The organism is Bradyrhizobium sp. 187 (genome assembly GCF_023101005.1).
Lineage (GTDB): Bacteria > Pseudomonadota > Alphaproteobacteria > Rhizobiales > Xanthobacteraceae > Bradyrhizobium > Bradyrhizobium canariense_D.
Genome location: NZ_CP064693.1, coordinates 1619116 through 1645425, shown reverse-complemented (window position 1 = coordinate 1645425; position 26310 = coordinate 1619116). Strand labels below are relative to the sequence as shown.

General features: G+C 64.2%; 23 protein-coding genes and 1 tRNA gene. 7 read left to right on the top strand and 17 right to left on the bottom strand.

Translation table 11 applies throughout. The features are described 5' to 3' along the window. Positions 1-3: 3 nt before the first annotated feature. Together IVB19_RS07960 and tcuA are read right to left on the bottom strand one after the other, a co-directional pair. A complete protein-coding gene (locus IVB19_RS07960) occupies positions 4-1032 on the bottom strand; it encodes an alpha/beta hydrolase (protein ID WP_085384376.1) in 1029 nt (342 codons plus the stop codon). Positions 1033-1060: 28 nt separating this feature from the next. Continuing rightward, positions 1061-2452 (bottom strand): FAD-dependent tricarballylate dehydrogenase TcuA, encoded by a 1392-nt coding sequence (tcuA, locus tag IVB19_RS07955; protein WP_018456147.1) that lies wholly within the window; start codon positions 2450-2452, stop codon positions 1061-1063. A gap of 157 nt (positions 2453-2609) precedes the next feature. Here tcuA and IVB19_RS07950 point away from each other — a divergent pair, with 157 nt between their 5' ends. After that, positions 2610-3293, top strand: coding sequence for a GntR family transcriptional regulator (locus IVB19_RS07950; RefSeq protein ID WP_018456148.1), 684 nt, complete (start codon positions 2610-2612; stop codon positions 3291-3293). Positions 3294-3306: 13 nt separating this feature from the next. Here IVB19_RS07950 and ybaK read toward each other — a convergent pair whose 3' ends face one another. From ybaK to mobB, 8 genes are all read right to left on the bottom strand, one after another. Then, positions 3307-3780: a Cys-tRNA(Pro) deacylase gene (ybaK, locus tag IVB19_RS07945; RefSeq protein WP_018456149.1), complete on the bottom strand. Its 474-nt coding sequence runs from the start codon at positions 3778-3780 to the stop codon at positions 3307-3309. A gap of 246 nt (positions 3781-4026) precedes the next feature. Further along, complete coding sequence (fdhF, locus tag IVB19_RS07940; protein ID WP_018456150.1) at positions 4027-6795, bottom strand: formate dehydrogenase subunit alpha; 2769 nt, start codon at positions 6793-6795, stop codon at positions 4027-4029. Beyond that, positions 6792-8501 (bottom strand): NADH-ubiquinone oxidoreductase-F iron-sulfur binding region domain-containing protein, encoded by a 1710-nt coding sequence (locus tag IVB19_RS07935; protein ID WP_018456151.1) that lies wholly within the window; start codon positions 8499-8501, stop codon positions 6792-6794. Before IVB19_RS07935 ends, fdhF begins: the two co-directional genes overlap by 4 nt. A gap of 248 nt (positions 8502-8749) precedes the next feature. Continuing rightward, a complete protein-coding gene (locus tag IVB19_RS07930) occupies positions 8750-9037 on the bottom strand; it encodes a hypothetical protein (protein WP_026233096.1) in 288 nt (95 codons plus the stop codon). A 91-nt stretch (positions 9038-9128) separates the two neighbouring features. After that, the gene (locus IVB19_RS07925) at positions 9129-10784 is read right to left on the bottom strand and encodes an OFA family MFS transporter (protein ID WP_018456153.1); all 1656 of its coding nucleotides are present in this window, start codon (positions 10782-10784) and stop codon (positions 9129-9131) included. A gap of 316 nt (positions 10785-11100) precedes the next feature. Beyond that, the gene (locus tag IVB19_RS07920; RefSeq protein WP_018456154.1) at positions 11101-11364 is read right to left on the bottom strand and encodes a sulfurtransferase TusA family protein; all 264 of its coding nucleotides are present in this window, start codon (positions 11362-11364) and stop codon (positions 11101-11103) included. A 66-nt stretch (positions 11365-11430) separates the two neighbouring features. After that, positions 11431-12687: a molybdopterin molybdotransferase MoeA gene (locus tag IVB19_RS07915; RefSeq protein WP_018456155.1), complete on the bottom strand. Its 1257-nt coding sequence runs from the start codon at positions 12685-12687 to the stop codon at positions 11431-11433. A 9-nt stretch (positions 12688-12696) separates the two neighbouring features. After that, positions 12697-13224: a molybdopterin-guanine dinucleotide biosynthesis protein B gene (gene mobB / locus IVB19_RS07910; protein WP_085350470.1), complete on the bottom strand. Its 528-nt coding sequence runs from the start codon at positions 13222-13224 to the stop codon at positions 12697-12699. Positions 13225-13431: 207 nt separating this feature from the next. Here mobB and fdhD point away from each other — a divergent pair, with 207 nt between their 5' ends. Together fdhD and mobA are read left to right on the top strand one after the other, a co-directional pair. Beyond that, a complete protein-coding gene (gene fdhD / locus IVB19_RS07905; RefSeq protein ID WP_018456157.1) occupies positions 13432-14322 on the top strand; it encodes a formate dehydrogenase accessory sulfurtransferase FdhD in 891 nt (296 codons plus the stop codon). Then, entirely contained in the window at positions 14267-14944 is a 678-nt protein-coding gene (gene mobA / locus IVB19_RS07900; RefSeq protein WP_249799859.1) for a molybdenum cofactor guanylyltransferase MobA, read from the top strand. Before fdhD ends, mobA begins: the two co-directional genes overlap by 56 nt. Positions 14945-14951: 7 nt before the next feature. Here mobA and IVB19_RS07895 read toward each other — a convergent pair whose 3' ends face one another. The 3 genes from IVB19_RS07895 to IVB19_RS07885 are packed head-to-tail and all read right to left on the bottom strand — an operon-like array spanning position 14952 to position 18908. Beyond that, positions 14952-16901, bottom strand: a complete 1950-nt coding sequence (locus IVB19_RS07895) for a molybdopterin biosynthesis protein (protein ID WP_085359758.1) — start codon at positions 16899-16901, stop codon at positions 14952-14954. Between the two features lie 12 nt (positions 16902-16913). Beyond that, the gene (locus IVB19_RS07890; RefSeq protein ID WP_247821246.1) at positions 16914-18020 is read right to left on the bottom strand and encodes a molybdopterin-binding protein; all 1107 of its coding nucleotides are present in this window, start codon (positions 18018-18020) and stop codon (positions 16914-16916) included. Between the two features lie 54 nt (positions 18021-18074). Further along, positions 18075-18908, bottom strand: a complete 834-nt coding sequence (locus IVB19_RS07885) for an ABC transporter substrate-binding protein (RefSeq protein WP_247489623.1) — start codon at positions 18906-18908, stop codon at positions 18075-18077. Between the two features lie 301 nt (positions 18909-19209). On the opposite strand from IVB19_RS07885, the gene IVB19_RS07880 reads away from it, so the two are divergent. After that, positions 19210-20103: a substrate-binding domain-containing protein gene (locus IVB19_RS07880; protein ID WP_247821245.1), complete on the top strand. Its 894-nt coding sequence runs from the start codon at positions 19210-19212 to the stop codon at positions 20101-20103. Between the two features lie 99 nt (positions 20104-20202). Continuing rightward, the gene (locus IVB19_RS07875; RefSeq protein ID WP_247489626.1) at positions 20203-21432 is read left to right on the top strand and encodes an ABC transporter substrate-binding protein; all 1230 of its coding nucleotides are present in this window, start codon (positions 20203-20205) and stop codon (positions 21430-21432) included. A 184-nt stretch (positions 21433-21616) separates the two neighbouring features. Here IVB19_RS07875 and IVB19_RS07870 read toward each other — a convergent pair whose 3' ends face one another. Beyond that, on the bottom strand, positions 21617-22594 hold the full coding sequence (locus tag IVB19_RS07870) for a TAXI family TRAP transporter solute-binding subunit (protein WP_247363727.1): 978 nt from the start codon (positions 22592-22594) through the stop codon (positions 21617-21619). A gap of 107 nt (positions 22595-22701) precedes the next feature. Between IVB19_RS07870 and IVB19_RS07865 the strand changes: the two genes are divergently transcribed. Further along, entirely contained in the window at positions 22702-23676 is a 975-nt protein-coding gene (locus IVB19_RS07865; RefSeq protein WP_247489629.1) for a Bug family tripartite tricarboxylate transporter substrate binding protein, read from the top strand. A 380-nt stretch (positions 23677-24056) separates the two neighbouring features. After that, positions 24057-24132 (top strand) — tRNA-Ile (locus tag IVB19_RS07860). Between the two features lie 244 nt (positions 24133-24376). Here the strand turns inward: IVB19_RS07860 and IVB19_RS07855 are convergent. From IVB19_RS07855 to IVB19_RS07845, 3 genes are read right to left on the bottom strand one after another with little or no spacing between them, the layout of a single operon-like run. Beyond that, positions 24377-25135, bottom strand: coding sequence for an ImmA/IrrE family metallo-endopeptidase (locus IVB19_RS07855; RefSeq protein WP_247821244.1), 759 nt, complete (start codon positions 25133-25135; stop codon positions 24377-24379). Then, on the bottom strand, positions 25132-25557 hold the full coding sequence (locus IVB19_RS07850) for a hypothetical protein (RefSeq protein WP_247442223.1): 426 nt from the start codon (positions 25555-25557) through the stop codon (positions 25132-25134). Before IVB19_RS07850 ends, IVB19_RS07855 begins: the two co-directional genes overlap by 4 nt. Then, complete coding sequence (locus IVB19_RS07845) at positions 25554-26183, bottom strand: hypothetical protein (RefSeq protein WP_247442221.1); 630 nt, start codon at positions 26181-26183, stop codon at positions 25554-25556. Before IVB19_RS07845 ends, IVB19_RS07850 begins: the two co-directional genes overlap by 4 nt. Positions 26184-26310: the final 127 nt, after the last annotated feature.

Genomic DNA, 26310 nt, shown 5'->3' with positions numbered 1-26310 from the left:
GCTTTACTTCGTCAGGCCTTTGCCCTCGAGCCATTTCTGGATCAGGGCCGCGACCTCGAGATTGTTCTTGTCCATCATCACCATATGCGAATTGCCCTTGATGCCTGTCTGCGGGAGATCGATGATGTCGACGCTGCCGCCGGCCGCCTTGATGGCGTCCGCAAAGGCGATGCCGTTGGCGCGGATCTTGGGCCAGCGCGAATCGCGCTCGATATAGTCGCCGTAGATGATGAGGGTCGGGATGTTCTTCAGCACATCCGCTTTGGCGGGATCGCCGATGCCGGCCGGCTCGATCGCAATCAGCGCCTTGACCTTGTCAGGGCGGGCTTGCGCGACCTTGAAGCCGAAGGTGCCGGCCTGGCTGTGGAACAGAAGCACCGAGGGGCCGACGCGATCGATCTCAGCGATATAGGCGGCGATGGTCGCATCGTCGGTCGTGGTCCAGCGCGGTACGTTCTGCTTGACGAAATTCTCGTAACCCTCGACGGGGAACTGGTTGCCCGGCAACAATTTTCGCTTGGCGGGATCGGGATCGTACGAGTTCGGCCCATCGCCGATGCGGAAACGCTCGAACGGGTTGGCCGTGGTCAGGAAGACCGGCTCGCCTTTGAAGATATCGGGATATTGCGCCCAGCCCGCGCGTCCGCGCTCTACTGCGTCGGAGTTATAGACCCCCCACCCCATGCGTAGAAAATAATTCAGCCAGCCTTCGCGTCCGTCAGGCGTGGTCTCGTAGGTGACGCCGGTCAGTCCGCCGCCATGCCACATCAGCAAAGGATAGGCACCCTTCTCGTTTGCCGGCAGGAAATACTGAACATACATCTGCTCGACCTGATACGTGCCGTTGGGATCAACCTTGGCCGGCACTCCGCCGGGCGCGAACACGACCTCCCTCACCGGCTTGCCCGAGATTTCGACAAGACGGCCACCGACATGGAACGAGCCCATGTCTCGCAGCGTGATCGGCTCGGCCGCGTGGGCGTAGCCGACGGTCAGCAGCGCCGCGATCGAAGCAATGGCAATGCGTGACATGGTTCCTCCCTCGTGTCTGTTCTTCCGCCTAATTCTTCGCGTGGCGTGCCGCTTCCCGTCCTGCGATCCGCCCGAACACGCTGCCGATGGTCATGCCCATGCCGGCGGCATAGCCCTTGCCGAGCACGTTGCCGGCCATGATCTCGCCGGCCGCGAACATGTTGGCCGACGGCTTGCCGTCAGCCATCAGCATGCGCGCTTCCCTGGTCACGCGCGTGCCGAGATAGGTGAAGGTGATGCCGGGCCGCACCGGATAGGCAAGGTAGGGCGGTGTCTCGATCCGCCGTGCCCAATGCGTCTTCGGCGGCGTGATGCCTTCCGTGCGGCAATCGTCCAGAATGGTGTGGTCGAAGGTGCCGGGCTGCACCGCGGCGTTGAATTCGGTGATCGTCTTTTCCAGCGCGGCCGGATCGAGCTCGAGCTTGCCGGCAAGCTCAGCCACCGTCTGCCCTGCGATCGGCGGGAATAGCGTCGGCATGAAGCTCGTGACCACGGTGGAGTCGAAGATGATGTAGGCGATCTGTTCGGGCTGCGCGGCCACCAGCCGGCCCCAGATCGCGTAACGCTTCGGCCAGATGTCCTCACCTTCATCATAGAAGCGCTGCGCGTGCTTGTTGACGACGATGCCAAACACGACAGAATCGTGCCGCGTGATGATGCCGCCGTCGAATTTCGGCGCGCGCGCGTCGATCGCGACCGCATGGCACTGGGTGGGGTCGCCGACCTCCTGCACGCCCTTGGCGAGCAGCATCTTCAGGATCGAGCCGCGGTTATAGGGGGTACCGCGGATCAGGAAATTGTCGGCGGCCTCACCCCAATATTGCTTCAGCCATTCGATGTTGGCCTCGAATCCGCCGGCGGCGGCGACCAGCGACGTCGCGCGGATCTCGGTGTCGCCCTTGATCGGCCGCCTGAGGTGGGCGGCGAGAAACATGCCGTCTTCGATCATGAGGTCGATAACCTCGGCGTCGTATTCGATTTCGACGCCGAGCTTCTCGGCGGTGAGATAAAGTGCGTTCAACATCGCGCGGCCGCCGCCGAGGAAGAATGAGTTGGTGCGGCCGAGGCCCAGCGTGCCGCCGAGCGAGGGCTGCCAGCGCACGCCCTGCTCCACGATCCAGTTCAAGATGTCCTTGGACTCGCGGATCATGTGCCGGGCGAGCACCTCGTCGGTCTGGCCGCCGGTGACGCGCAGGAGATCCTCCCAAAACTCTTCCTCAGTGTAGGGGCCGGTGAGGATTTCGGTCGCCTCGTCATGTGCGCAACGCATGTTGCGGGTGTGGCGCGTGTTGCCGCCGCGATAGAACTTTGGCGCGCCTTCGAGCACCAGCACCGATGCCCCACCGCGTCGCGCGCTGATCGCCGCACACAGCGCCGCGTTGCCGCCGCCGATCACCAGCACATCGTATTTGCTGCTCATGCCGTCTGTCCGATGCGACGAAGTTGGAGACATTCTGCCCGCCGGCGGCCCCGGCCAATCCGGCTGGTCATTGCGCACCTTTGTATACAAAGATATACGAATGTCCGGCAAGCGTTATCCTGCATGGGAAGGATGCGCGTGGCGAGCACGAGGATGCATGGCAAGACGCCCGACAAAAGCAGGCGGCTCGATCGCGCGCGGCAGCGGCGTGGCGCTCGGCGAAGCAGTGTTCCGCTCGCTCTGCGAGGCGCTGCAGGCCGGCAGCTACCGCGCCGGCGACCGCCTGCGCGAGGAAGAGGTCGCCCAGCGGCTGAAGGTCAGCCGCACCCCGGTGCGGGAAGCGCTCGGGCGGCTTGCCGCACGTGGGTTCGTCGAACCTGCCGGCGGCCGCGGCCTGATCGTACGCAACCTCGACATCTCGGAGGTGCTCGAGCTCTACGCCATGCGCGAGATCATGGAGGGCGCCGCCGCCCGACTTGCCGCCGAGCACGCGTCTGCGACCGAGGTCGACGCGCTCAGGGACATCGAGCAGACCTTCGTGGAAGCGTCGGGGACTGATCCCGCCGAGATGGCGCGGCTCAACCGCGCCTTCCACGAGGCGATCTGCCGCGCCGCGCGCAACCGCTATCTCGACAACGCTTCGCGGGAATTGCAGGACTGGATCGCCCTGCTCGGTCCAACCACGTTCACCGTATCCGGTCGCCCGTCGACCAGCCACGGCGAGCACCAGGCCATCATCGACGCCATCGCGGCTCGCGACGGCGGCAAAGCGGAGCAGCTCGCGCGCACACACATCCGCGAAGCGCTGCGCTGTCGGCTGAAGCTGTTGCAAAAACAATAGCAGAGCGCCGCGCTCAGGCGACCAGTTCCGCGACGATCGCCTTCAACACGTCCCGCACATCGCCCGGACTGAGCCGCACCTGCAGTCCGCGCTGACCGCCATTCACGTACACGTAATCATGTGCGAGCGCGCTCTGCTCGATCACGGTGCGCACAAGCTTCCGCTGCCCGAATGGGCTGATGCCGCCAACCTTGTAGCCGGTGAGGCGCTCGGCCTCAGGCGGCTTCATCATCTGCGCCGACTTGCCGCTAACAACAGCGGCGAGCTTCTTCATCGAGACTTCCTGATCGGACGGGACGATCACGCAGACCGGCTTGCCGTCGACCAGCGCCATCAGCGTCTTCAAGACGCGCGCGGGATCCTCGCCGAGTGCGGATGCAGCCTGAAGGCCGATGCTCTCGGCGTCGGGATCGTAGTCGTAGGTGTGGACAGTGAAGGCAAGACCGGCGGCCGTGAGCGCGCGTGTGGCTGGGGTGGCTTTGGACATGGACGATGTCTAGCACCGCCGCTGCGAGGAGCGAAGGGACGGCGACACGGGTGGACACATGCACCACAGCCTCAGCGTCGTCCCGGCGAAGGCCGGGACCCATAACCACAGGGAGGAGTTTGGAGAAGACTCGTCGTTCGGTACGCCCACCATCCGCTAACGAGACACCTCGCGGTATGGGTCCCGGCCTTCGCCGGGACGACACCGCAGGCATTGTGTCGCCAAATAACCGGCGAGCGCGCTGCCCTACTCCGCCGCGTCGCGCATCTCGGCACGTTCGGCCCTGGCCGCGCAGAACTTGAACTCCGGGATCTTGCCGAACGGATCGAGCGCCGGATTGGTCAGGAGATTGGCCGCCGCCTCCGCGTAGCAGAACGGCATGAACACCATGTTCTCGGGAACGTCGCGGTCGGAGCGGACCTTGACCTCGACCGCGCCGCGGCGGGTCTCGAGCCGGATGAAATCGCCGGGCGCGAGCTTCTTCCTGTGCATGTCCTTTGGCGACATGAACGCGACCGCCTCGGGCTCGATCTGGTCGAGCACCTGCGCGCGGCGGGTCATCGAGCCGGTGTGCCAATGCTCGAGCACGCGGCCGGTCGAGAGCACCATCGGATATTCGGTGTCGGGGATCTCGTCCGGCGGGATGACGTGAGCCGGAACGATCTTGCCGCGGCCGCTGGCGGTCGGGAAGCCCGTGGTGAAGATGATCTCGTTGCCGGGCACGTCGGGACCGTCGACGGGATAGGTCACCGCGCCTTCGCGCACCAGCCGCTCCCAGGTGATGTTCTTCAGCGACGGCATCAACTCCGCCATCTCGGTGAAGACCTCGCCGGGACCGGCATAATTCCACGGCAGCCCCATGCGCTTGCCGATCTCCTGGATGATCCAGAGATCCTGCCGCGCATCGCCCGGCGGCTTGATCACCTGGCGTGCGAGCTGCACGCGGCGATCGGTGTTGGTGAAGGAGCCTTCCTTTTCGGCAAACGCCGAGGCCGGCAGGATGACGTCGGCGTGGAACGCGGTCTCCGTGACGAAGAGATCCTGCACCACGAGATGGTCGAGCATGGCAAGCGCCTGGCGCGCATGCTGGAGATCGGGGTCGGACATCGCTGGGTTTTCGCCCTCGATATACATGCCCTTGATCTCGCCGGCATGGATCGCGTTCATGATCTCGACCACGGTCAGACCGCGCACGGGATCGAGATCCTGGCCCCACAGCTTCTCGAAGACGCCGCGCATGTCGTCGCGGCCGACCGGCTGATAATCCGGCAGGAACATCGGGATCAGACCGGCATCGGAAGCGCCCTGCACGTTGTTCTGGCCGCGCAGCGGATGCAGGCCGGTGCCGGGACGCCCGACCTGGCCGGTGATCAGCGCCAGCGCAATCAGGCAACGCGCATTGTCGGTGCCGTGGACATGCTGGCTGATGCCCATGCCCCAGAAGATGATCGACGATTTTGCCCGCGCATAGGTTCGCGCGACCTCGCGCAGGGTCTGCGCCGGGACACCGCAGATCGGCTCCATCTTCTCCGGTGTGAACTCCTTGATCTTCTCCTTGAGCTCCTCGAACCCCTCGGTGTAGCCGGCGATGTACTGATCGTCGGTCAGCCCTTCGGTGATGATCGTGTGGATCATCGCGTTCAGCATGGCGACGTCGGAGCCCGGCTTGAACTGCAGATGCTTGGTCGCATGGCGCGACAGCGTCTGCCGGCGCGGGTCCATGACGAACAGCTTTGCGCCGTACTGCTTGACCGCGTTCTTGATGAAGGTCGCGGCGACTGGATGATTCACGGTCGGATTGGCGCCGATCACGATGATGACCTCGGCGTCCATCGCAGCCGAGAACGGCGCCGATACGGCGCCCGAGCTCAGACCTTCGAACAGCGCCGCGACCGACGAGGCGTGGCACAGACGGGTGCAATGGTCGACGTTGTTCGAGCCGAAGCCGGTGCGCACCAGCTTCTGGAACAGATAGGCCTCCTCGTTGGAGCCCTTCGCCGAACCGAAGCCGGCCAGCGCCTTCACGCCCTTCTCGTCGCGGATCTTGACCAGGCCTTTGGCCGCCATGTCGAGCGCTTCTTCCCAGCTCGCTTCGCGGAAATGCGTGAACGGATTGGCCGGATCAACCTGGTCGTTGGAATCCTTCTTCGCGTTGGGCAGCCGCACCAGCGGCTTGGTCAGGCGATGCGGATGATGGATGTAGTCGAAGCCGAAGCGGCCCTTGACGCAAAGGCGGTTGTGATTGGCGGGGCCGTCACGGCCCTCGGCATAGATCACCTTCTCGTCCTTGACCTCATAAGTCACCTGGCAGCCGACGCCGCAGAACGGGCAGAGCGAGTCCACCTTCTTGTCGGCATAGACGACACGGGTCTGCTTCTCGTCCAGCATTACGGCCGGCATCAGGGCCCCGGTCGGACAGGCCTGCACACATTCGCCGCAGGCGACGCAAGTGGACTCGCCCATGGGATCGTCGAAATCGAACACGATTTTCGAGCCGTGGCTGCGATAGGCCATGCCGATGACGTCGTTGACCTGGACCTCGCGGCAGGCGCGCACGCACAGTCCGCACTGGATGCAGGCGTCAAGATTGACGCGCATGGCCGGATGGCTGGCGTCGGTCGCCCAACGCTCGGCGGCGGGGAAGCGACTCTCGGTAACCCCAGTGGTTTCGGCCCAGTGCCAGAACTTGGAGTCCGGATCGTGCGAGGTCTCGCGCGCCGGCTGGTCGGCGACCAGCAGCTCCATGACCATTTTTTGCGCGGAAACCGCGCGCGCGCTCTCGGTCTTCACCTTCATGCCGACCGATGGCGTGCGCTTGCAGGACGCCGCGAGCACGCGCTCGCCCTCGATCTCGACCATGCAGGCGCGGCAATTGCCGTCGGGGCGATAATCCGGCGCGGGCGAGTAGCACAGATGCGGAATCTCGCGACCCTGGCGTTTTGCGACTTGCCAGATCGTCTCGCCTGCATTGGCCTCGACCTGCTTGCCGTCGAGCTCGAACGTAATCTTCGTCATTCGGCCGCTTCCTTGAACTCGTCAGGGAAATATTTAATCACGGTGGCAAGCGGATTCGATGCCGCCTGTCCGAGCCCGCAGATCGAGGCATCGCGCATCGCCTGGCTCAATTCGTCCAGGAGAGCGCGGTTCCAGACCGGTTGCTGCATCAGCAGCGCGGCCTTCTGGGTTCCGACGCGACACGGCGTGCACTGGCCGCAGCTCTCGTCCTCGAAGAACTTCATCAGGTTCAATGCGGCCGCGCGCACGCTGTCCTTTTGCGACAGGATCACGATCGCGGCAGAGCCGATGAAGCAGCCGTATTTTTCAAGCGTGCCGAAATCGAGCGGGATGTCGTCCATCGCCGCCGGCAGGATGCCGCCGGACGCACCACCCGGGAGGTACGCGTAGAACTGATGGCCATCGGCCATGCCGCCGCAATATTCGTCGATCAACTCGCGCACGGTGATGCCAGCAGGCGCGAGCTTCATGCCGGGATTCTTGACGCGGCCCGAAACCGAGAAGCTGCGCAGGCCGTGCCGCTCATGCCGGCCGTGGCCCTTCCACCAGTCGGCGCCCTTCTCGATGATGTCGCGCACCCACCACAAGGTCTCAATATTGTTGATCAAGGTCGGCAGGCCGAACAGACCGACCTGGAATGGATAAGGCGGCTTGTGCCTGGGTAAGCCGCGCTTGCCCTCGATGCTTTCCAGCAGCGAGGATTCCTCGCCGCAGATATAGGCGCCAGCGCCGCGGCGCATGTGCAGCGTCGGACCGCCCGGCGGCAGCTTCGCGATCTCACGTTCGAGGATTTCGCGCGAGGCCGGATATTCGTCGCGCAGGTAGATGTAGATATCCGAGGCCTGCACCACATGCGCACCGATCAGCATGCCCTCGAGGAAACGGTGCGGATCGCTCTCGAGATAGACGCGATCCTTGAACGTGCCGGGCTCGCCCTCGTCGCCGTTGATCGCCATCAGGCGCGGGCCGGGTTCACCAAGCACCGCGCGCCATTTACGTCCCGTCGGGAAGCCGGCGCCGCCGAGACCGCGCAACGAGGCGTCGTCGAGCGCCTTCAGCAGGTCGTCCGTCGGTAGTTCGCCCGAGCACAGGCGATTGAGCAGCTTGTAGCCGCCGCCGGCGACATAGGCTTCATAGCCGATATAGTTGGGCAGATGCGCGTGGGTATCGCCAGCCTTCGCCGCCGCCATGACATTGGCCACCGTCGCATGGTCAACAAAGTTGTGTCCGACTTCCGCGGCAGGCGCCGTATCGCAGCGGCCGACGCAGGGCGCACGCACCACGCGGATACCGGGACCTGACGCGTCTTGCAAATCCGCGAGCAGCTTCTCTCCGCCGAGCATCGCGCAGGTCAGCGAATCGCAGACGCGGATCGTCAGCGGCGCGATATCGGGCTCGCCTTCCTTTACCACGTCGAAATGCGCATAGAAGGTCGCGGTCTCGAACACTTCGGCGAACGCGAGCTTCATCTCGTCGGCGAGCGCGGCGAGATGCGCGGCCGAGATCTGGCGGTACTGATCCTGGATCAGGTGCAGATATTCGATCAACAGGTCGCGACGCCGCGGTCGGTCGCCGAGCAACTGCGCGATCTCATGAGAGGCGGTGGGATCGACCTGCCGTCCCTTGGGTGTGGATTTGGCGCGCTTCCGTCCCTGGCCGGGATGTTCGAACTCGCGAACCTTGTGAACGTCGTCGTTGCTGCTCATGGAGACGTCGCGTTCTCTTCAAATGCGTGATGAGTTTGGACCGGACCGCCAAGGCGATCAGTCTTCATTTCCCGACTCGATCAAACGGAACCACCGGTTCCTGCGTCCCGCCGATCAAGCCAAATTCGACGCAACTCTAATCTCTGGTATGCCAGATGCAAGAGAATTTAGAGCGTCTCTAGAATGATTTAGGAGGCAGGCGGTCGCCCGCCGTGCCCTTTTGCGCAAGCGTCGGATGGAACCCGATCTCAAGTCTTGCTCATGCACTCTTCAATGTAGAACCAGCGATCGTCGCCGGCGAGGCCCTTGGACTTCACGTCGGCGCGGCAGGCTTTCAGCTTCGGCTTGTTGGTTGCCCATTTCGCCTTCATGTCTTTCAGCTTCTGCATGGTGAGCTTCATCTTGCCAGGTTTGGCTTGCGTCGCTGCAGCAGGCGCCGCCGGCGGCGTCGCCGTCTGCGCGGATGCGGCATGAAGGCCAGCGACGAGCAACACGGCCGCGAGGCAAATTCGAAGGCAAATTCGGGTGCGAATCATTTCAATCCCCCTAAGTCCCATTTCTGATGATGTCCGAAAGGCCAACGAAGCGGGACGCCTGATGAGCATCCCGCTTCTGTCTCGACGACGGTCAGAAGATCTTGACCGCGCTCTCCAATGTCTTCCAAACACCCCAAAGCAGGGGGACGCCGACGAACGCCCAGAACAGCGCCGCCTTGGCGTCAAGCCCGCCAAATCCGATGCCGTAGGAGCCGTGCGGCCCCGCGGCGGCGGCGCTGGCGCTTGCAGCCTGCAACTTGGCGACATCGGCGTCCTTCATGTGCCACTTCGAATCGACCGGCTTGATCAGATAGTTGCAGATCAAGCCCGCAATCAGCATCGCACAGAGGATGTACATAGTCGTGTTGTAGAGCTGATCGCGCGGCACGCCTGCCGCGAGCTGGAACTCGCGGATGTAGTTGACGACGACGGGACCGATGATGCCTGCGGTGGACCACGCCGTCAGCAGCCGGCCATGGATGGCGCCGACGAACTGGGTTCCGAACATGTCGGCGAGGTAGGCCGGCACGGTGGCGAAGCCGCCGCCATACATCGACAGGATGATGCCGAAGCCAAGCACGAACAGGAGCTTCGAACCCATCGCGGCAAAGGTCGGCGCCAGCGCGTAGAGCACGATGCCGAGGATGAAGAACGTATAGTAGGTGTTCTTGCGCCCGATCTTGTCCGACAGCGATGCCCAGAAGAAGCGGCCGCCGATGTTGAACAGCGACAGCAATCCGGCGAAGCCCGCGGCGATCGCGGCGATCTGCGCCTTCTGTCCCGCATCGAGCGCGTTGAAGCCCACCTCCGGCAGGCCGATCAGCTTGCCGGCGAAGATCTCCTGTAGCATCGGCGATGCCATGCCGATCACACCGATGCCGGCCGATACGTTCAGGCACAGCACCCACCAGATCAGCCAGAATTGCGGCGTCTTGTGCGCGTCGTTGAGATGGACGTTGGCCTTCGAGATCATCGCGTTGGCCTTCGACGGCGCGGTCCAGCCCTCGGGCTGCCAGCCGGGCGGCGGCAAGCGATAGCGGAACGCGCCGATCATCATGAACACGAAGTAGATGACGCCCATCGTGACGAAGGTCTCCCAGACGCCGACCGAGGTCGGGGTCTTGAAGTAGTTCATCAAGAGGTTAGCCAGCGGCGCGCCGATCATGGCGCCGCCGCCGAAACCCATGATGGCCATGCCGGTCGCCATGCCGCGACGGTCCGGGAACCACTTCACGAGCGTCGAGACCGGCGAGATATAGCCAAGACCGAGACCGATGCCGCCGATCACGCCCGAACCCAGCCACAACAGCCAGAGCTGATGGGTGTATACCCCGATCGCACCGAGGAAGAGGCCGCCGCACCAGCACAAGGCCGAGACGAAGCCGGCCTTGCGCGGGCCTACGCGCTCCAGCCAGCCGCCCCAGACCGCAGCCGCGATACCGAGCAGCACGAAAAAGAGCGTGTACATCCACCCCATGCTGGCGACCTTCCAGTCGCAGCTGGTCGTGAACAGCTCCTGAAACAGTGACATGTCCGCGCACGCCTTCGGCGCGGTAACTCCGATCGCGCGCGACAGCGGCAACCAGAACACCGAGAAGCCGTAGGCCATGCCGATACAGAGATGGATGCACAGCGCAGCCGGCGGCACCAGCCAGCGATTGAACCCGGCGGTCGCGATGGTCCGCTCGCGATCCAGAAAACCTGCGCCGGCACCCGAAAGTGTTCCAGCGCTCTCGATGGTAGACATGCATTCCTCCCCTAAAGCCGCCCTTCTGAACGGCCTGCCACGACGGTCCTGTTCCTCAGCCTGCAGCGCAGCCTTTGTCCCTGCTGCTCCACAATGATCGACGCGCGCCAGGATCGTCACGCGCATCCGAGACGTTAAACCCCTAACCGTGGGGACTATGCCCGACGCCACGGCCGGGCTTCTTTCGACGGCCCATTTGCTCCGCATATCGCAGGCACGACTCGACCTCCGCGTCTCGGCGGAGGACGTCAATTGGGGCAGAAGTGATGATCGATGTCGATAGACAAAAGGTAGGTATCAACCGAGTGACCGCGAGCTAAGTGGGCGGCGCACCATTGATATTTTCTATCGATCGATCGGCCTTCTCAATCAAGAACACGATGCGCGCGTCGTTGCGCTCGGTGATCTCCACCGTGTCGCCGGTCTCCCGGATCAGGTTCGGAATGTCAATCACCGACAGCGGATCGGTGCAGTACACTTCGAGCTGATCCCCCGGATGCAACGGCTTCAGCGCTTTGCGCGTCTTCAGGGCGGGCAGCGGGCATTTCAGTCCGGTGAGATCGAGCGTCGTTCTGGTCATCGGCGCAACATGGCGGGAGCGACCGATGGCGTCAACGCCGAGCCAGCACCAGCATCACGTTCAGACTCAGAGCAAATCGGCATAGGACAGGAAACCCACGCTCTGCCCCGGCTCGACACGCGTGACCTCCTCATCGAGCTCGATGAGGCCGTCGGTGTCGATCAGAGAGGACAACAGCCCAGCCCCCTCGCGTGGAAACTTGATTGCCTCGAATGCGCCGTCCTGCGTGCGCCGCAAGGAGGCGCGAACATATTCGCGTCGGCCCGCCTTCTTCTTGTAGGTGAATGCCGCGCGCACCGGGATCGGCAACAGCGGCGCCGGCAGGCTCCCCGCAAGCGCGAGCACCGTCGGCCGCACCACATGCACGAAGGTGACGAAACTCGCGACGGGATTGCCCGGCAATCCGATCAGCGGCGTGCCCTCGATGATGCCCATCGCCACGGGCCGTCCCGGCTTGATCGCCATCCGCCACAACACCAGCGAGCCGATGCTTTCGACCGCGGCCTTGACGTGGTCCTCCTCTCCGGTCGAGACGCCGCCGGTGGTGAGGATCAGATCGTGCGTGCCTGCGACTTGCTTGAGGCCATTCGCAAGCGAGGTACGTTCGTCGCGCAAAATGCCGAGATCGCTGACCTCGCAGCCGAGCCGGCGCAGCATCGCCATCAGCATGAAGCGGTTGGAGTCGAACAGCTGCGAGGCCGCGCGCGGCTCGCCGGGCGAAGTCAATTCGTCACCGGTCGAGAACACCGCGACACGGATGCGCCTGACGACGTCGAGCCCGACCAGGCCGAACGCCGCCGCGAGCGCGACATGTTGCGGCAGCAAGCGCTGGCCTGCGCGCAGCGCGATGTGGCCCTGGGGGATGTCCTCTCCCGCAGGGCGGACATTCGCGCCCGGCTTCAGCCCCGGCGGCAGCACAATTCGGCCGGCGTCATCGACGCGGACGTCTTCCTGCATGAAGACGGTTTCGGCATCCGGCGGCATCGGCGCGCCGGTGAAGATGCGCGCGGTGTGGCCGGCCTTGATCGGCGCTAGTGCCAGACCGCCGGCCTGGATGCGGCCGTCGAGCGGGAGTGCCCGCTCGGCGCTGTCCGGAAGATCGGCGTTGCGCACGACGTAGCCGTCAACAGCGGAATTGGTGAAGGGGGGCAACGGCAGCGGCGCCGCGATATCGCGGGCCAGCACCCGCCCATCAGCATCGATGAGCCTCACGGTTTCGAGATCGACAATCGCGTTGACGCGCGTCGTGATCAGGCCAACCGCCTCGTCGACCGACATCATCGGTCCGCCGAAGGCAAAACAATCGTCCGACAATTGCGCCATGGTGCCTCGTCAGCGCATCGCAGCGCTTTTCGCGACCGCTTCCTCGACCGGCATCGCCGCGCGCAGCAGCAATTCCGCGGCAGCGGCGATATCGTCGAGATGGACGGTCGGCAGTCGCGTTTCAATGGCGACATCGGCCGCGATCCCGTAAATTCCGGGATCATCGGGAAACAGCAACGGCTTGTCGTTGGCCGCGCGATGCACCTCGATCTTGCGATGCGGCTCGCGCTTGAAACCCTCGACCACGACGAGGTCGACGGCTGACAATTTGCTCAACAGTTCCGGCAGTCGCGGCTCCGCCGCCCCGCGCAATTCGTGCATCAGCGCCCAGCGATTTGACGAAGCAACCAGCACCTCGGCCGCGCCGGCCTCACGATGGCGCCAGGAGTCCTTGCCGGGAACGTCGACGTCGAACTGGTGATGCGCATGCTTGATGACCGAGACGCGCAAGCCAAGCGCATTGAAATGCGGGATCAGCCGCGTCAACAGCGTGGTCTTGCCCGCACCGCTCCAGCCCGCAAGGCCGATGACTTTCATTCCAGCTCCGTCTCCGCGAGCGACCAGGTCCCTGATGGAACCACTCTCTCCTCCGTCATTGCGAGCGCAGCGAAGCATCTAGGAATGGATCCACAGCGGCAGCCCGGATTGCTTCGCTTCGCTCGCAATGACGAAAAGGCGGCATTTCGTTCTTTCGCTAGCATGCTTATATCGGCTTGACCCGAATGTCATGCTAACGTCGCGGCCATGATGAAGATCGACAAAGCCCCAGTGCCCCTGATCGTCCCTGATACCGACGACCCGCGCCTCACCGAGAGCGTGACCGGGACCGACCAGTCCGGCGCCAGAATCGAGATCAAGGTGCCGGTGGAGCGCCCGCTGACGCTCTACCTGAATTCGCAGGAGATCGTCACCATGATGACGATCGGCGACTATCCGGAATATCTGGCGCTGGGCTATTTGCTCAACCAGAACATGCTGAAGTATAATGACGCGGTCACCGAGGTCGAATACGACGACGACCTCCAGGTGGTGGTGGTGCGCACCGAGCATCACACCAATTTCGAAGCCAAGCTGAAGAAGCGCACGCAGACATCGGGCTGCGCGCAGGGCACCGCCTTCGGCGATCTGCTGGAGGCGGTCGAGAGCGTGGCGTTGCCGAAGGCGGAGCTGCGGACCTCCTGGCTGTACCAGATGACGCAGACCATCAACACCATGCCCTCGCTCTATCTGGAGGCCGGTGCGATCCACGGCTGCGTGCTGTGCAGGGAGGGGGAGCCGCTCTGCTACACCGAGGATGTCGGCCGTCACAACGCCGTCGACAAGATCGCGGGCTGGATGTACCGCCACGGCGTCGATGCATCCGACAAGATCCTCTATACCACGGGACGGCTCACCTCTGAGATGGTGATCAAGACGGTCCGCATGGGAATTCCGATCCTGGTGTCGCGCTCCGGCTTCACCGCCTGGGGCGTCGATCTCGCCCGGCAGGTGGGCTTGACGCTGGTCGGCCGCGCGCGCGGCAAACGCTTCATCGCGTTGTCGGGGGAAGAGCGCATCGTCTACGACCAGAACCTCGCTTATGTCGAGGAGGAATCGGCCAAGCACAAGCGCAAGGGTGAAGGTGGTGACGATTAGCTGTCCGACCACGCAAGGCGTGCTGCTCGCCGGCGGCCTCGCGCGGCGCATGGGCGGCGGCGACAAGCCGATGCGCACTATTGGCGGCCGCACCATTCTGGAACGCGTGATCGCGCGCCTATCACCCCAATGCAGCGGGCTGATCCTCAATGCCAACGGCGATCCCGCCCGCTTCGCCGCGTTCGGTTTGCAGGTCGTCGCCGACGACGTGCCCGGCTTTCCCGGTCCACTCGCCGGCATCCTTGCCGCGCTCGACTGGACCGCGGCGAACCGGCCTGAGGTGGAATGGGTGCTCAGTGCCGCCGGCGACTGTCCATTCCTGCCGCGCCATCTGGTCGCGCGCTTGCATGACGAACGCATCGCGGCGAATGCCGAGCTCGCCGTTGCGGCGTCGGGCGGCCAGTCGCATCCGGTGATAGGCTTGTGGCGCGTTGGCTTGCGAGACGAACTGCGTCACGCGCTGGTGGTCGAGGATCTCCGCAAGATCGACCGCTGGACCGCGCGTTATCCGCTCGCGACCGTGACGTGGCCGAGCGAACCGCTCGATCCGTTCTTCAATGCCAATACGGTCGAGGATATCGCGGAAGCCGAGCGGCTCGCCGCACTGGATGCGGCGTCCTAACCAAGCTCTACGCCGGCCGGAATCCGGCCCGCTCCAGCGCGGCACGCGCTTCGTCCGAGCCGAGCGCATCGAGAAAGGCCCGCACCGCCGGACGCTGCTTCCGCGCCGTCACCAACGCGAAGTCATAATGCTCCTCCGCGAGCGGAATGAAACCGAGGCCGACCGCCTTGGCGACCGGCGCAATGGTCATGCCCCAGTCGGCGCGATGCTGCGCGACCGCCGCGGCCACCGCGTTGTGCGAGCGTGGCTGGTTCCAGTAGCCTTCCGGGCGCGCACCACCGAGCAACCGGTCGATCAGGATGCGCGTGCCGGCGCCCTGGTTGCGGTTGACCATGATGCAGGAGGGATCAGCGAGCGCCGCGACGACGGCGTCCTTCGCGCTGTGGCCTTCGAAACGCTTGTCGCCCTTGCGGAACACGATGCCCTGCATCCGTCGCCAGCCCGGCACGAGTTCGAGACCTTCGACGAGGTAAGGCGCATTGTAGGTCTCGCTCTTGTCGTCGAACAGATGGATCGGCGCCAGATCGCATTCGCCGCGCCGCGCCGCCGCAAGTCCACCGAGACTGCCGACCGCGATCGAGCGCACGGTCAGCCCGGCATGCGCGAGTTGCGCCGTGACGAGATCGAGGCCGGCGCAATGACTGCCGACGATGACGAGATCGGGCACCCGCACATGCGGCGTGAACAGCGTCACCTCGGCTTCGGTCCCGGCCGGCATCTGGTCGGCGAGTGCGTCGATGCGCAGAAAACCGTCGGCCTGCGCGAACGACGTGATCGCACCGGACCCCTTGCCGGAGGGATAAGCGATCAAGCCGTCCTTGCCTTCGACCAGCGAGACCATGACGAATTCGGTGCGGCCGAGCTCGGAAGCAATGCGCACCGGCACGGTCGCGTTCACCTTGGCATCGGAGCGCGGCGGCAGTCCGGCCATTTTGCGCAACACCGGCACGATCATGTCGTGAAAGGTGAACATCGCCGAGGTCGGAAAACCGGGAAGGATCACCACCGGCTTGCCGTCGCACACCGCAAGACACAGCGGCTTGCCGGGCTTGAGCGCAATGCCATGCGCGATGATGCCGGGCTGGCCGAGCCGGCCGATGATGCGATGAGACAGATCGCCGGCGCCTTTCGACGTGCCGCCGGAGAGCACTAGCATGTCGGCGTCCGCCAGCGCACGCCGCATGGCGGCTTCGAGCTGAGCTTCGTCGTCGGGAATGGCGCCGAGGAAAACCGCCTCTCCGCCGTTCTCGTCGATCGCAGCAGTGACGATCGCGCCGTTGGTATCGTAAATCGCAGCAGGCGCGAGCACCTCGCCGGGCTGAACCAGTTCGTCGCCGGTGGAGATCACGGCCACACGAGGTTTGCGCACGACGCTCACCTCGGCAAGACCGCAAGCCGCCAGCATGCCCACCTCGCGCGAGCCCACGATCGTGCCGGCGCGCAGCAGCGCCTCGCCGCGCGCGATATCGGATCCTGCGTAGGATATGAATTGCCCGGGCGAGGCGGCGCGACGGACGTCGATGGTGGCCGATCCCGCCGGCTGGGTATGCTCGACCATGACCACGGCATCGGCACCGCGCGGCAGCGGACCGCCGGTGGCAATCGGCGTTGCCGTTCCCGCCGCCACCTGCAGCGCGGGTACGGTGCCGCAGTGAATAGTCTCGCCATTCAGCCCGAGGCGAACTTGCGCACCTTCGCCGGCTGTCGCAAGGTCCGCTGAGCGCACCGCGAAGCCGTCGACGTTGGAACGGTCGAACGGTGGCACGTCGATTGGCGCAGTGATGTCTTCAGCAAGCGACGCGCCGAGCGCTGCTGCGAGCTTGCGTCTTTCGCTTGAGATCGCGCGAGGGAACAGCGCAGCCTCGAAGCGTGCCTGGGCCTCCTCGCGGGAAAGGATTTTCAGGAACTGTTCCTGTTCGAGTGCGCTGCGGACTTGCGATTGCGGGATCATGGTCATGCTAAACCCATATCATTCCCGCATCAGATAGGCATCGACCGGCGCGCCCGCTGCAAATCCCTCGTGGCCGGCGGGAACAAGCAGCCATGCATCAGCACGGGCCATTGCCTGGAGCGGCCATTTTCCTACCGCAAGCGGCACCCACGCATGATGTTCCTCGGCCAGCAGGACCATTTCGGCGATGCCGACGCTGGATGCAATTTTTCGCGCGAGCGGCAAGACTATCTGTCGGCGCGGCTGCCGCGCCGACAGAAGGTCGACGAGCGGCAGCACGAGCGCGAGCCAGACCGCGAGCGCATGGTCCGGCGATCCGGGCAAGCCGACGACAGGAATGGTTCCCAGCCGCCCGATCGCGGCGGTGCGTCCGGGCTGGAGCGCAAGACCATGGGCGATCACGTCACCACCCTGGGCCAGCGCCGTGACCGCGGCATCCTTGCGACCGACGCCGCTGCCGCCGATCGTCAGCAGGAGATCGCAGGTAGGCGTCCCCAACGTCTCCGCGATCGATCCCGCGTCTCGCGCGCCGGCCTCGCTCGTCTGCACATCCAGTCCAGCGGCGCGAGCAATGTCCGCGATCAAATGCATGGTCAGCGTTGCACCTGATACATTGACAATGCGCAGCCGCGGACGGCGCACGCTCAGCCGGTCCAGCCCGGCGGCGCGCGCGAGCAAAAGAGCGGCAGGACCGACCGGATACCCCTCTGCGGCGGCAGGCGTTCGTCCGTCGATGTCGCTTCCTGCGCGCCTGACGCCCTGCCCCGGCACGCCCTCCGCCAACACCTGGGCGAGCGGACCAGACACCTCGACTGCGTCAGCATCGAGCACACAGTCGCATCCCGCTGGCATCGCGTCGCCGGCATCGACCCAGGCGGGCGCTGTCGGCAGCGGCAGCGGTGAATAGGAGGACGCGCCGACCAGATCATTGGCGCATAACGCCCAGCCGTCCGCGGCAGCGACGTCACAGGATGGTCGAGGCGCGAGCAGCGGATTGCCCGCGGCGATGCAGCCGGCCGCTTCGCTCAGCGGCAACTCCACCGGCGTGAGCGGATCAAGCCCCTTCAGCAACGCGGCGAGCGCGGTGTCGAGTGGCGTCAGCGATGGCGGCAGGCGCTGGGTCATGCGCCATGATGGACCATGCATCGCCCGGTTTGGCAACCGCTGGCGACACGAACGTCAGCCGCCCGATTTGTCCGCATTGGGGAAGAACAGTTGTTGTCCGTCGACCTTGTATCCGGCGATCGCCGCCTGCCCGTCCGGCGAGATCAGCCAGTCGACGAAGTCTTGCCCCAATTCCTTCTTGACGTTCGGAAACTTCGCGGGGTTCACCAGCATCACGCCGTACTGATTGAGCAGCCGCTTGTCGCCTTCGACGACGATGTCGAGATCGCCGCGATCCCGAAAAGCGATCCAGCTGCCACGGTCGGACAGCACATAGGCGTTCGCCGTGCGCGCTGCATCAAGGGCTGAGGCCATGTCCTGCTTGGCTTCGCGATACCATGCGCCCTTGGTACGGGCGATGTCGATGCCGGCGACGATCCAGAGCGCGAGCTCTGCGGCATGCGTGCCCGAGCGGTCGCCGCGCGTCACGAACGGCGCGCCCTTGCCCTCGATCGCCTTCAGCGCGGTCGCGATGTCCTTGCCCTTCACGCCGGCGGGATCGCTCTTCGGCCCGATCAGCACATAGTCGTTGTACATCACGTCAAAGCGCTTCACCGCAAAACCGTCGGCAACGAATTTCTCCTCCTGCGGCCGTGCATGCATCAGCACGACGTCGACTTCGCCCCTTCGTGCCCCCTCGAGCACCTCGTCGGCGCGCCGCGCGATCACCGTCACCTCGATGCCGGTCTTCTCACGGAACATCGGCAGCAGATAGTCGAGCAGGCCGGACTCCTGCGTCGCTGTGGTCGTGGCGAGCACGATCGCGCGGTCCTCCGCGGATGACGCTGTAACGCCGGCGACGAGGCCGCAGAGAAGCGCGAGTGCAACGGAGAGGCGGCGGACGGCCATGATCGGGTTCCCACTGGCTATGACGCGATCATGATGCTGATGGATTGCGCCGCACTCGTGACGCGTTTGCACATTGTGCCCGCAGCGTCGGGAAATTCCGGCAATGCGCCGCGCGCGAAGACCGCAAGATCCGCACCACGCGAGCGATTCAGGATCGTTCACCAAGGCAGAGATCGCGCGTGGGGATGTGTTGCAAAGCAGCGAGATGATCGGGCATGGTCGTGGCGGACAAAACTTGAAATGCAGAATTCCACCTGCGTCGAACGTCAAAAAGAAGCAAGAATTTGCATAGGAATGCAGGATGGAATTCCTGACGACCAGCGAAGCCGCCGACTATCTTCGGCTTGGCGAACGCAAGCTTTACGAACTCGTCACCACCGGCGCGATCCCATGCACCAAGGTGACCGGAAAGTGGCTCTTCCCGCGGCACGAGCTCGACCTCTGGGTGCTGTCCGGACTGGCGCGCCCGGCCGGCATGCTGATCGCTGAGCCGCCGCCGGTCGTCGGCGGCAGCCAGGACGAGCTGCTGGATTGGGCTCTGCGCGAATCCGGCTCGGGCCTGGGATCGATGAGCGAGGGCAGCGCGCGCGGGCTCGAGCGCTTGCAGCGCGACGAGGTGATGGCCGTGGCGGTGCACTTCCACAGCCTCGATGCCGACGGCAATCTCGCCGCCGACGCCAATGCAACGGTCCTGCGAGACGCTCCGGACCTGCATGATGCATTGCTGGTCGCGTTCGTGCGTCGCGAGCAGGGTCTCGTGCTGCCGCCGGGCAATCCCAAGCGGCTGCGCGGCCTTTCCGACGTGCTCGCGCTCGGCGCCAGGATGGCGATGCGGCAACAGGGCACGGGCGCGCAGATGCTGCTCGATGTGCTGCTCAAGCGCGCCGGCGCCTCGACGCGCGATTTGCGCCGGATCGAGATGCCGGCCCTGACCGGGCCGGATCTCGCCGAGATCGTTCGCGCGGGACAGGCCGATTGCGGCCTCGCGACGCGTGCGTCCGCGCGCTCGGCCGGCCTCGATTTCGTGCCGCTGGTCTGGGAGAACTTCGACCTCGCGATGCGGCAGCGCAGCTATTTCCGCCCCGCTATGAAGGGCCTGATCCGGTTCCTCGGCGAAAAGCGGTTGCTCCAGCGCGCCGAGGAGCTGACCGGCTACGATCCCTCCCCGGCCGGACAAATCCGCTTCGCCGCCTGACGTTGACGCCCGCCCCCAAATAGTTGCAAAAGAAACCAATTCAGCCGGGCCATACCCGGGGGTACACCGGCCAACGCGCCGGATCAGGGGAGGACAAATATGAAGCCAACGAGATTTGGACTGCCGGTCGCTGCCGGCTTTGCAGCGACGTTCCTGGCGGCGACGCTGCTGCCGGGCGCCGCAATGGCGCAGGTGTCCGACGACGTCGTCAAGATCGGCGTGCTCACCGACATGAACGGTCCGGCCTCGGCGCCGACCGGCCAGGGTTCGGTGACGGCGGCGCAGATGGCGATCGACGATTTCGGCGGCACCGTGCTCGGCAAGCCGATCAGCATCGTCGTCGGCGACCACCAGCTCAAGGCCGATATCGGCGGCGCCATCGCGCGGCGCTGGTACGACGTCGACCAGGTCGATCTGATCGTCGACGTACCGGTCTCCGCGGTCGGGCTCGCGGTGCAGAACATGGCCAACGAGAAGAAGCGGCTGTTCATCACCCACTCCACCGGCACCGCCGATTTCCACGGCAAGTTCTGCTCGCCCTATGCGATCCAGTGGGTGTTCGACACCCGCGCGCTCGCGGTCGGCACCGCGGACGCGGTGGTCAAGCGCGGCGGCGACAGCTGGTTCTTCATCACCGACGATTATGCCTTCGGCCATTCGCTGGAGCGCGACGCCTCGGCGGTCGTGACCGCCAATGGCGGCAAGGTGCTGGGCTCGGTGAAGCCGCCGCTGGCAACGCCCGACCTCTCCTCGTTCGTGCTGCAGGCGCAGTCCTCCAAGGCCAAGATCATCGGCATCGCGGCGGGTCCGCCGAACAACATGAACGAGATCAAGACCGGCTCCGAGTTCGGCGTGTTCAAGGGCGGCCAGCAGATGGCGGCACTGCTTGCGCTGATCACCGACATCCACGGCCTCGGCCTGCAGGCCGCCCAAGGGCTGTTGCTGACGACGTCGTTCTATTGGGACCTGGACGACAAGACCCGCGAATGGTCGAAGCGCTACTTCGCCAAGATGAACAAGATGCCGTCGATGTGGCAGGCCGGCGTCTATTCGAGCGTGATGCACTATCTCAACGCCATCAAGGACACCGGCACCGACGATCCGCTCAAGGTGGCCGCCAAGATGCGGGAAAAGCCGATCGAGGATTTCTTCGCCCGCAACGGCCGCTTACGCGAAGACAATCTGATGGTGCACGATCTGTGGCTGGTGCAGGTGAAGACGCCGGAGGAAAGCAAATATCCGTGGGACTATTACAAGATCCTCACCACGATCTCGGGCGACAAGGCGTTCGGTCCGCCGGACCCGGCGTGTGCGATGGTGAAGAAGTGAGGGTGTAGCGACGCCGCGCTGACGGTGCACCCTCTCCCCTTGCGGGAGAGGGTGGATTCGCGAAGCGAAGCCGGGTGAGGGGTCGTCTCCGCGAGTCCAACTCGCTGTTGAGTTCGCGGAGAGATACCCCTCATCCGGCGCTTCGCGCCACCTTCTCCCACAGGGGGAGAAGGAAGGAAGCGCGCTACTTCACCACCCCGATCTCGCGAAAGTACTTGATCACGCCGGGATGGATCAGCTCGGGCTTCGGCGCGGCGGCGACGGTGTTCGCGGCCGTAGTCTCGCAGGCTTGCGCGAGCTGCTTGCAGAAGGTCGGCTCGACACCGTGAAGCGTCTTCGCCAGGCGATAGGCGACATCGTCAGGCAAATCTTCGCGTGTCAGCACAAAGCTCCAGGAGCCGAGCGAGGCGATCGGCTCGGACTGGTTCGGGTAGCTGCCGGCCGGCACGGTGAGCGGCTTCAGGAACGCATGCTTGGCGCGGATGCGCGCGATCTCCTCGGCACTGGGCGCGATGAAGCGCGCGCCTGATACGCTCGAGGCCACCGCCGCGAAACCGGGCCAGCCGATGCCGGCGCCCCAGAGTGCTGCGACGCGGCCATCCTCGACCATCGCGGGGCCGTCGCCGGCGCGGTCGAGATAGATCGCCTTGAAGTCCTCGTCCTGCTTCAGGCCGAGGCCATCGAGCACGTAGCGCGCCAGGATCGGCAGGCCGGAGCCCTTGGCGCCGAACGCGACGGGCTGACCGACGAGATCGCGAATGGTCTTGTACTGACTGTCCGCGCGCACCACGAACATGCCGGGGTTGGAATAGATCGCCGTGAGAATCTTCAACGAGACCTTCGCACGGCCGATGCCGGCGAAGGCTTCATAGGCCGGCTCGCCCGCGACCAGAGCGAGATCGAGCTCGCCCTTCTCCAGCAGCGGGATGTTCTCGTTGCTGCCCTTGGTGTTGCGCGGGGCAATGATGGTTTGCGGATCGGCTGCGTTCATCGCTTGCGCAAAGGCGTTGCCATAGAGCGGAAAGCCGCCGCCGGGCGTCGCAGTGCCCAAGCTGATCGTCAGGCTGGGTGTGTTGGTCGGAATGGCGTTGGCTCCGGTTTGAGCGGCGGCGGGGCTTGAAAGCAGCGCCGCGCCGAGCAGGAAAACAAAAGCGAATCTCATGGTCGGTCCCGGCGGGGGCGCGTCAACATCGACTTGCGGCGATGTAGGCAGCGCCCCGATTTTGTGAAAGCATGCAGCCCAACGACAATAGAACAATGGGAGGCGTCATGTTGCGAATTTTGCGTAACAGTGTTTTCGGGCTGGTTTTCCTTGCAACGCTGTTGGGCGCCGCACCTCCCGCCTCCGCCGCTTATCCCGACCGTCCCGTGCACTGGATCATCGGCTTCTCCGCCGGCGGCCCGGTCGATATCGTGGCGCGGATCATGGCGCAGTGGCTGACCGACCGCTTCGGCCAGCAATTCATCGTCGAGAACCGCACCGGCTCGGGCGGCAACATCGCGGCCGCTGCCGCGATCGCCTCGCCGCCGGACGGCTACACGCTGCTGTTCGTCGCGCCCAACAACGCGATCTCGACCTCGCTCTACAAGAAGCTGCCGTTCGACTTCCTGCGCGACACCGTGCCGGTCGCCAGCATCATGCAGCTCACCAACATGCTGGTCGTCTCCAACGCGTTTCCCGCCAAGACGGTTCAGGAGTTCATCGACTACTGCAAGGCCAATCCCGGCAAGATCTCCTTTGCCTCGTCCGGCAACGGCACCTCGGTGCACATGTCGGCGGAGCTGTTCAAGGTGATGAGCAAGTGCGACATGGTGCACGTGCCCTATCGGGGATCTGCGATCGCCTTCCCCGACATCATCTCCAACAAGGTGCAGCTGATCTTCGACAACCTGCCCTCCGCGATGGAGCAGGCCAAGGGCGGCAATGTCCGCGCGCTCGGCGTGACCTCGCCGCAGCGCTGGCCGAGCGTGCCCGATGTGCCCGCGATCGCCGAGACGTTGCCCGGCTTCGAATCGGTCGGCTTCTACGGCATCTCCGCGCCGAAGGGCACGCCGGCCGACGTGATCGAGATCCTCAACAAGGCCGTCAACGAGGCGCTGAAGGACCCGAAGCTGGTCGCGCGCCTCACCGAGACCGGCGGCATCCCCAAGCCGATGACGCCGGCCGAGTTCGGCAAGCTCGTCACCGACGAGACCGAGAAGTGGCGCAAGGTGGTGGAGTTCGCCGGCGTGTCGGTGGACTAGGCCTGCGGAACTGCCGCGCGCCTGCAGCGCGCCAACGCGACATCGGAGGGGATCGGAAGACCCCTCTCCAACAAAATGTGCGAAAACAACCCCATGCACAGTAGAAAGATCTTGGCATTACAAGGGGTTACAGAATCGAAAACCGAGCCCCCTGGCGCGATTGCCAGAGGGCGGGGACGAAGGCTCGGCGAGATGGGCTTGCGCCGTCGGGCAAAACAGGACTATAAGGGCATCATCGCCAATTTCGGTTATTCAAAAATCCCAAGGCTTGCCGCGCCAACGTTTGCAACCGCCGGCGCCAGCATTGCACCCCCGCCTCCGTCCCTGTAAACGAACCGCGCACCGTTGCCGGCCGCAGCTTTCGCGGCCGTCTCGCGGCGGGGCCTGTAGCTCAATGGTTAGAGCCGGCCGCTCATAACGGTCTGGTTGCAGGTTCGAGTCCTGCCGGGCCCACCAATGAAAGCACTTTGTGCGGACACCAAAAGAGTGACTCGATTCCCGAATAAGAGTGACTCGATCGCCGCCCTTAAGAGTGACTCGATTTCGTAGATCACTGATTTGATTTACCAAATCCACTTGGATTTTCGCAATCTTGCTTATGAGCGCGAAAAAGCCCCGAGGGGTCTTTTGGCTGTGTGGACACGCTTGGCGAATGGGCGCAAGACGCATCTGCGAACCTGATCGACGTCGCACTGGCGGACTAATGTGCGATCGCCTGCTGCGGCAATGTCAGCACCGTCAGGATCTCCTCGTCGGGCAAAAGGAACGACTGCTCTTCCACCATATGCCGGTCGCACCCCTTGAAGTCGAACCAAGCGTCCGCCGGGTTCTTTCTAGGAAAGGTCTGCTCGCCTGCACCCCGGAATAGCATGTCAGCGGCGAACGTTTGGTCGTCCAATTGCCTGACAGGTCGCCACCACGGCGCAATCATCGGAGCCGCCTGGTACCAGACCCGTTCCCGCTTGTTGTGGCAAACGATGACCATGGGGAAATGGTTCAGGACCGTCATCTTCACCAGCGTAGCGGTGAGGCTGACGTCGAATTCCTCGGCCAATTCTCTGGACGCGATTAACATGAGCCGCTTCATCTTGCGCAAGCGGGGAAGCACCATGAAATTAGGCAGAAGCAGGTCGGATGCGAACTCGTCGGCGTGGCGCTCTGGATTGAGCGCGTCGTGCTTGAAGTTGCAGACATCGTTCTTGCCGCAGAAGAGAACCTGTCCGCGATGATGGTGCCAATGCCCAAGCTCGTGCCCTAGCGAAAATCTCTGGCGCTGACGCATGCTGAGACAATTGATCGAGATCACCGCATGCCGCGTTGATCCCACGATCGTGGCTTCGCAATTGTCGATCGGCTTGTAGTTGACTACCGCGCCCTGGGTCCAAGCGATGGCATCGAGGTCGATGTCCTTGGGCTCAGTGATTCCAAGTCCGATGAGCAGGCGCTCCGCTGGCGTCATTCTTCCCCTTCTTCCTGGTCCTCGTTTTCGAGCGCCTGTAGCTGGGCCAAGTCGTTAAGTAGCCCCTCTTCGTCGCGTTCCGACAGCTTGCCACCCTTACGCGCGGCCATCATGGCGTCCGTCACGCGGCCAGATCTCATTCCATCCAGCCGTCGGCGCGCCTTTTCAAGATCCAGACTTTTGACATTCTGCTGGTCGCGAAACGCGTTCACCTCGTCCTGAGCTTGCTTGAAGCGCATTCGAGCCGCGCGCGCCTTGGCCTCTTCTACGGCCGAGCCGGCGCGCGTGGCAGCTTTGTCGAAATCATCGCCCGCCTCTTTGAAATCTTCACGAAGGTCGGCTTCGGATGCGTCGAGAATGCTGTCGTCGATGGCCTTGCCGATTTTTGCCAGCCGTTCGAGGTCGGTTGGATCTCTGCTCATATCCGCCATCCCCTCGGGTATTCCCGGCGACCGATGCGCCGGATCTTCTTGATCACGTAATCCAAGCGAGCCTGGTCGATGCCCACAAAATCGCGGAGTTCCTCGCCCCTCATGTCATTTTCCCAGCCCAGCAGCACCATGCTCATCTCCTCGTCGGGGCCGAAGTGGGCATTCAGCACCGTCCAGACTTCCGATGCCCGCCTGTCCTGCTCCGCTTCCATCATGCCCTGCTCCGGATTCGGCGACGCATCCTTCAGCGGCGACTTACTCTTGCCGTCGCTTGTCTTCCTGCCGCCGTCGTCCGTCCTGGCATCCTCAGGTGCCACCTGCTTCTGGAGCCGCTTGCGCCGCCTGCTCGCAATATTCCGCATCGACTGAGCCAGGAAGGCAATGAACAGGATGGATCGGGGGCACGTCTTCTCCTCGAACAGCGCGGCGCACACAGCCTCTTGAAGCAAGTCGCCATCCGCGAAGTCCGTGCCCTCGAGGTGACGCCGCTCAATTGCATCGAGCCGAGCGAGATCTAGCGGGGTCAGCCCATCCAGCGCCGAGACCACCTCGTCATAGGTAAGGTGATCCGGGGGAGGAGCCGCAGCTTCGGCAGAAGGCGCGCCAAGGAGATCCATAACTTCACGCTTCCTATGCCGGCTGAAAAATCATTTCGGACAAAGATTTTTTGAGTCCGAAAGGTCCGGCTGGCGGGCATTCAGTTGTAGAGGCGACCGGTTTCGAGAGGCAACCGGGGGCAAGTAA

Coding starts and splice junctions, on each gene's coding strand:
- IVB19_RS07960 (WP_085384376.1), bottom strand. CDS start 1,032: ATGTCACGCATTGCCATTGCTTCGATCGCGGCGCTGCTGACCGTCGGC.
- tcuA (WP_018456147.1), bottom strand. CDS start 2,452: ATGAGCAGCAAATACGATGTGCTGGTGATCGGCGGCGGCAACGCGGCG.
- IVB19_RS07950 (WP_018456148.1), top strand. CDS start 2,610: ATGGCAAGACGCCCGACAAAAGCAGGCGGCTCGATCGCGCGCGGCAGC.
- ybaK (WP_018456149.1), bottom strand. CDS start 3,780: ATGTCCAAAGCCACCCCAGCCACACGCGCGCTCACGGCCGCCGGTCTT.
- fdhF (WP_018456150.1), bottom strand. CDS start 6,795: ATGACGAAGATTACGTTCGAGCTCGACGGCAAGCAGGTCGAGGCCAAT.
- IVB19_RS07935 (WP_018456151.1), bottom strand. CDS start 8,501: ATGAGCAGCAACGACGACGTTCACAAGGTTCGCGAGTTCGAACATCCC.
- IVB19_RS07930 (WP_026233096.1), bottom strand. CDS start 9,037: ATGATTCGCACCCGAATTTGCCTTCGAATTTGCCTCGCGGCCGTGTTG.
- IVB19_RS07925 (WP_018456153.1), bottom strand. CDS start 10,784: ATGTCTACCATCGAGAGCGCTGGAACACTTTCGGGTGCCGGCGCAGGT.
- IVB19_RS07920 (WP_018456154.1), bottom strand. CDS start 11,364: ATGACCAGAACGACGCTCGATCTCACCGGACTGAAATGCCCGCTGCCC.
- IVB19_RS07915 (WP_018456155.1), bottom strand. CDS start 12,687: ATGGCGCAATTGTCGGACGATTGTTTTGCCTTCGGCGGACCGATGATG.
- mobB (WP_085350470.1), bottom strand. CDS start 13,224: ATGAAAGTCATCGGCCTTGCGGGCTGGAGCGGTGCGGGCAAGACCACG.
- fdhD (WP_018456157.1), top strand. CDS start 13,432: ATGATGAAGATCGACAAAGCCCCAGTGCCCCTGATCGTCCCTGATACC.
- mobA (WP_249799859.1), top strand. CDS start 14,267: ATGTCGAGGAGGAATCGGCCAAGCACAAGCGCAAGGGTGAAGGTGGTG.
- IVB19_RS07895 (WP_085359758.1), bottom strand. CDS start 16,901: ATGACCATGATCCCGCAATCGCAAGTCCGCAGCGCACTCGAACAGGAA.
- IVB19_RS07890 (WP_247821246.1), bottom strand. CDS start 18,020: ATGACCCAGCGCCTGCCGCCATCGCTGACGCCACTCGACACCGCGCTC.
- IVB19_RS07885 (WP_247489623.1), bottom strand. CDS start 18,908: ATGGCCGTCCGCCGCCTCTCCGTTGCACTCGCGCTTCTCTGCGGCCTC.
- IVB19_RS07880 (WP_247821245.1), top strand. CDS start 19,210: ATGGAATTCCTGACGACCAGCGAAGCCGCCGACTATCTTCGGCTTGGC.
- IVB19_RS07875 (WP_247489626.1), top strand. CDS start 20,203: ATGAAGCCAACGAGATTTGGACTGCCGGTCGCTGCCGGCTTTGCAGCG.
- IVB19_RS07870 (WP_247363727.1), bottom strand. CDS start 22,594: ATGAGATTCGCTTTTGTTTTCCTGCTCGGCGCGGCGCTGCTTTCAAGC.
- IVB19_RS07865 (WP_247489629.1), top strand. CDS start 22,702: ATGTTGCGAATTTTGCGTAACAGTGTTTTCGGGCTGGTTTTCCTTGCA.
- IVB19_RS07855 (WP_247821244.1), bottom strand. CDS start 25,135: ATGACGCCAGCGGAGCGCCTGCTCATCGGACTTGGAATCACTGAGCCC.
- IVB19_RS07850 (WP_247442223.1), bottom strand. CDS start 25,557: ATGAGCAGAGATCCAACCGACCTCGAACGGCTGGCAAAAATCGGCAAG.
- IVB19_RS07845 (WP_247442221.1), bottom strand. CDS start 26,183: ATGGATCTCCTTGGCGCGCCTTCTGCCGAAGCTGCGGCTCCTCCCCCG.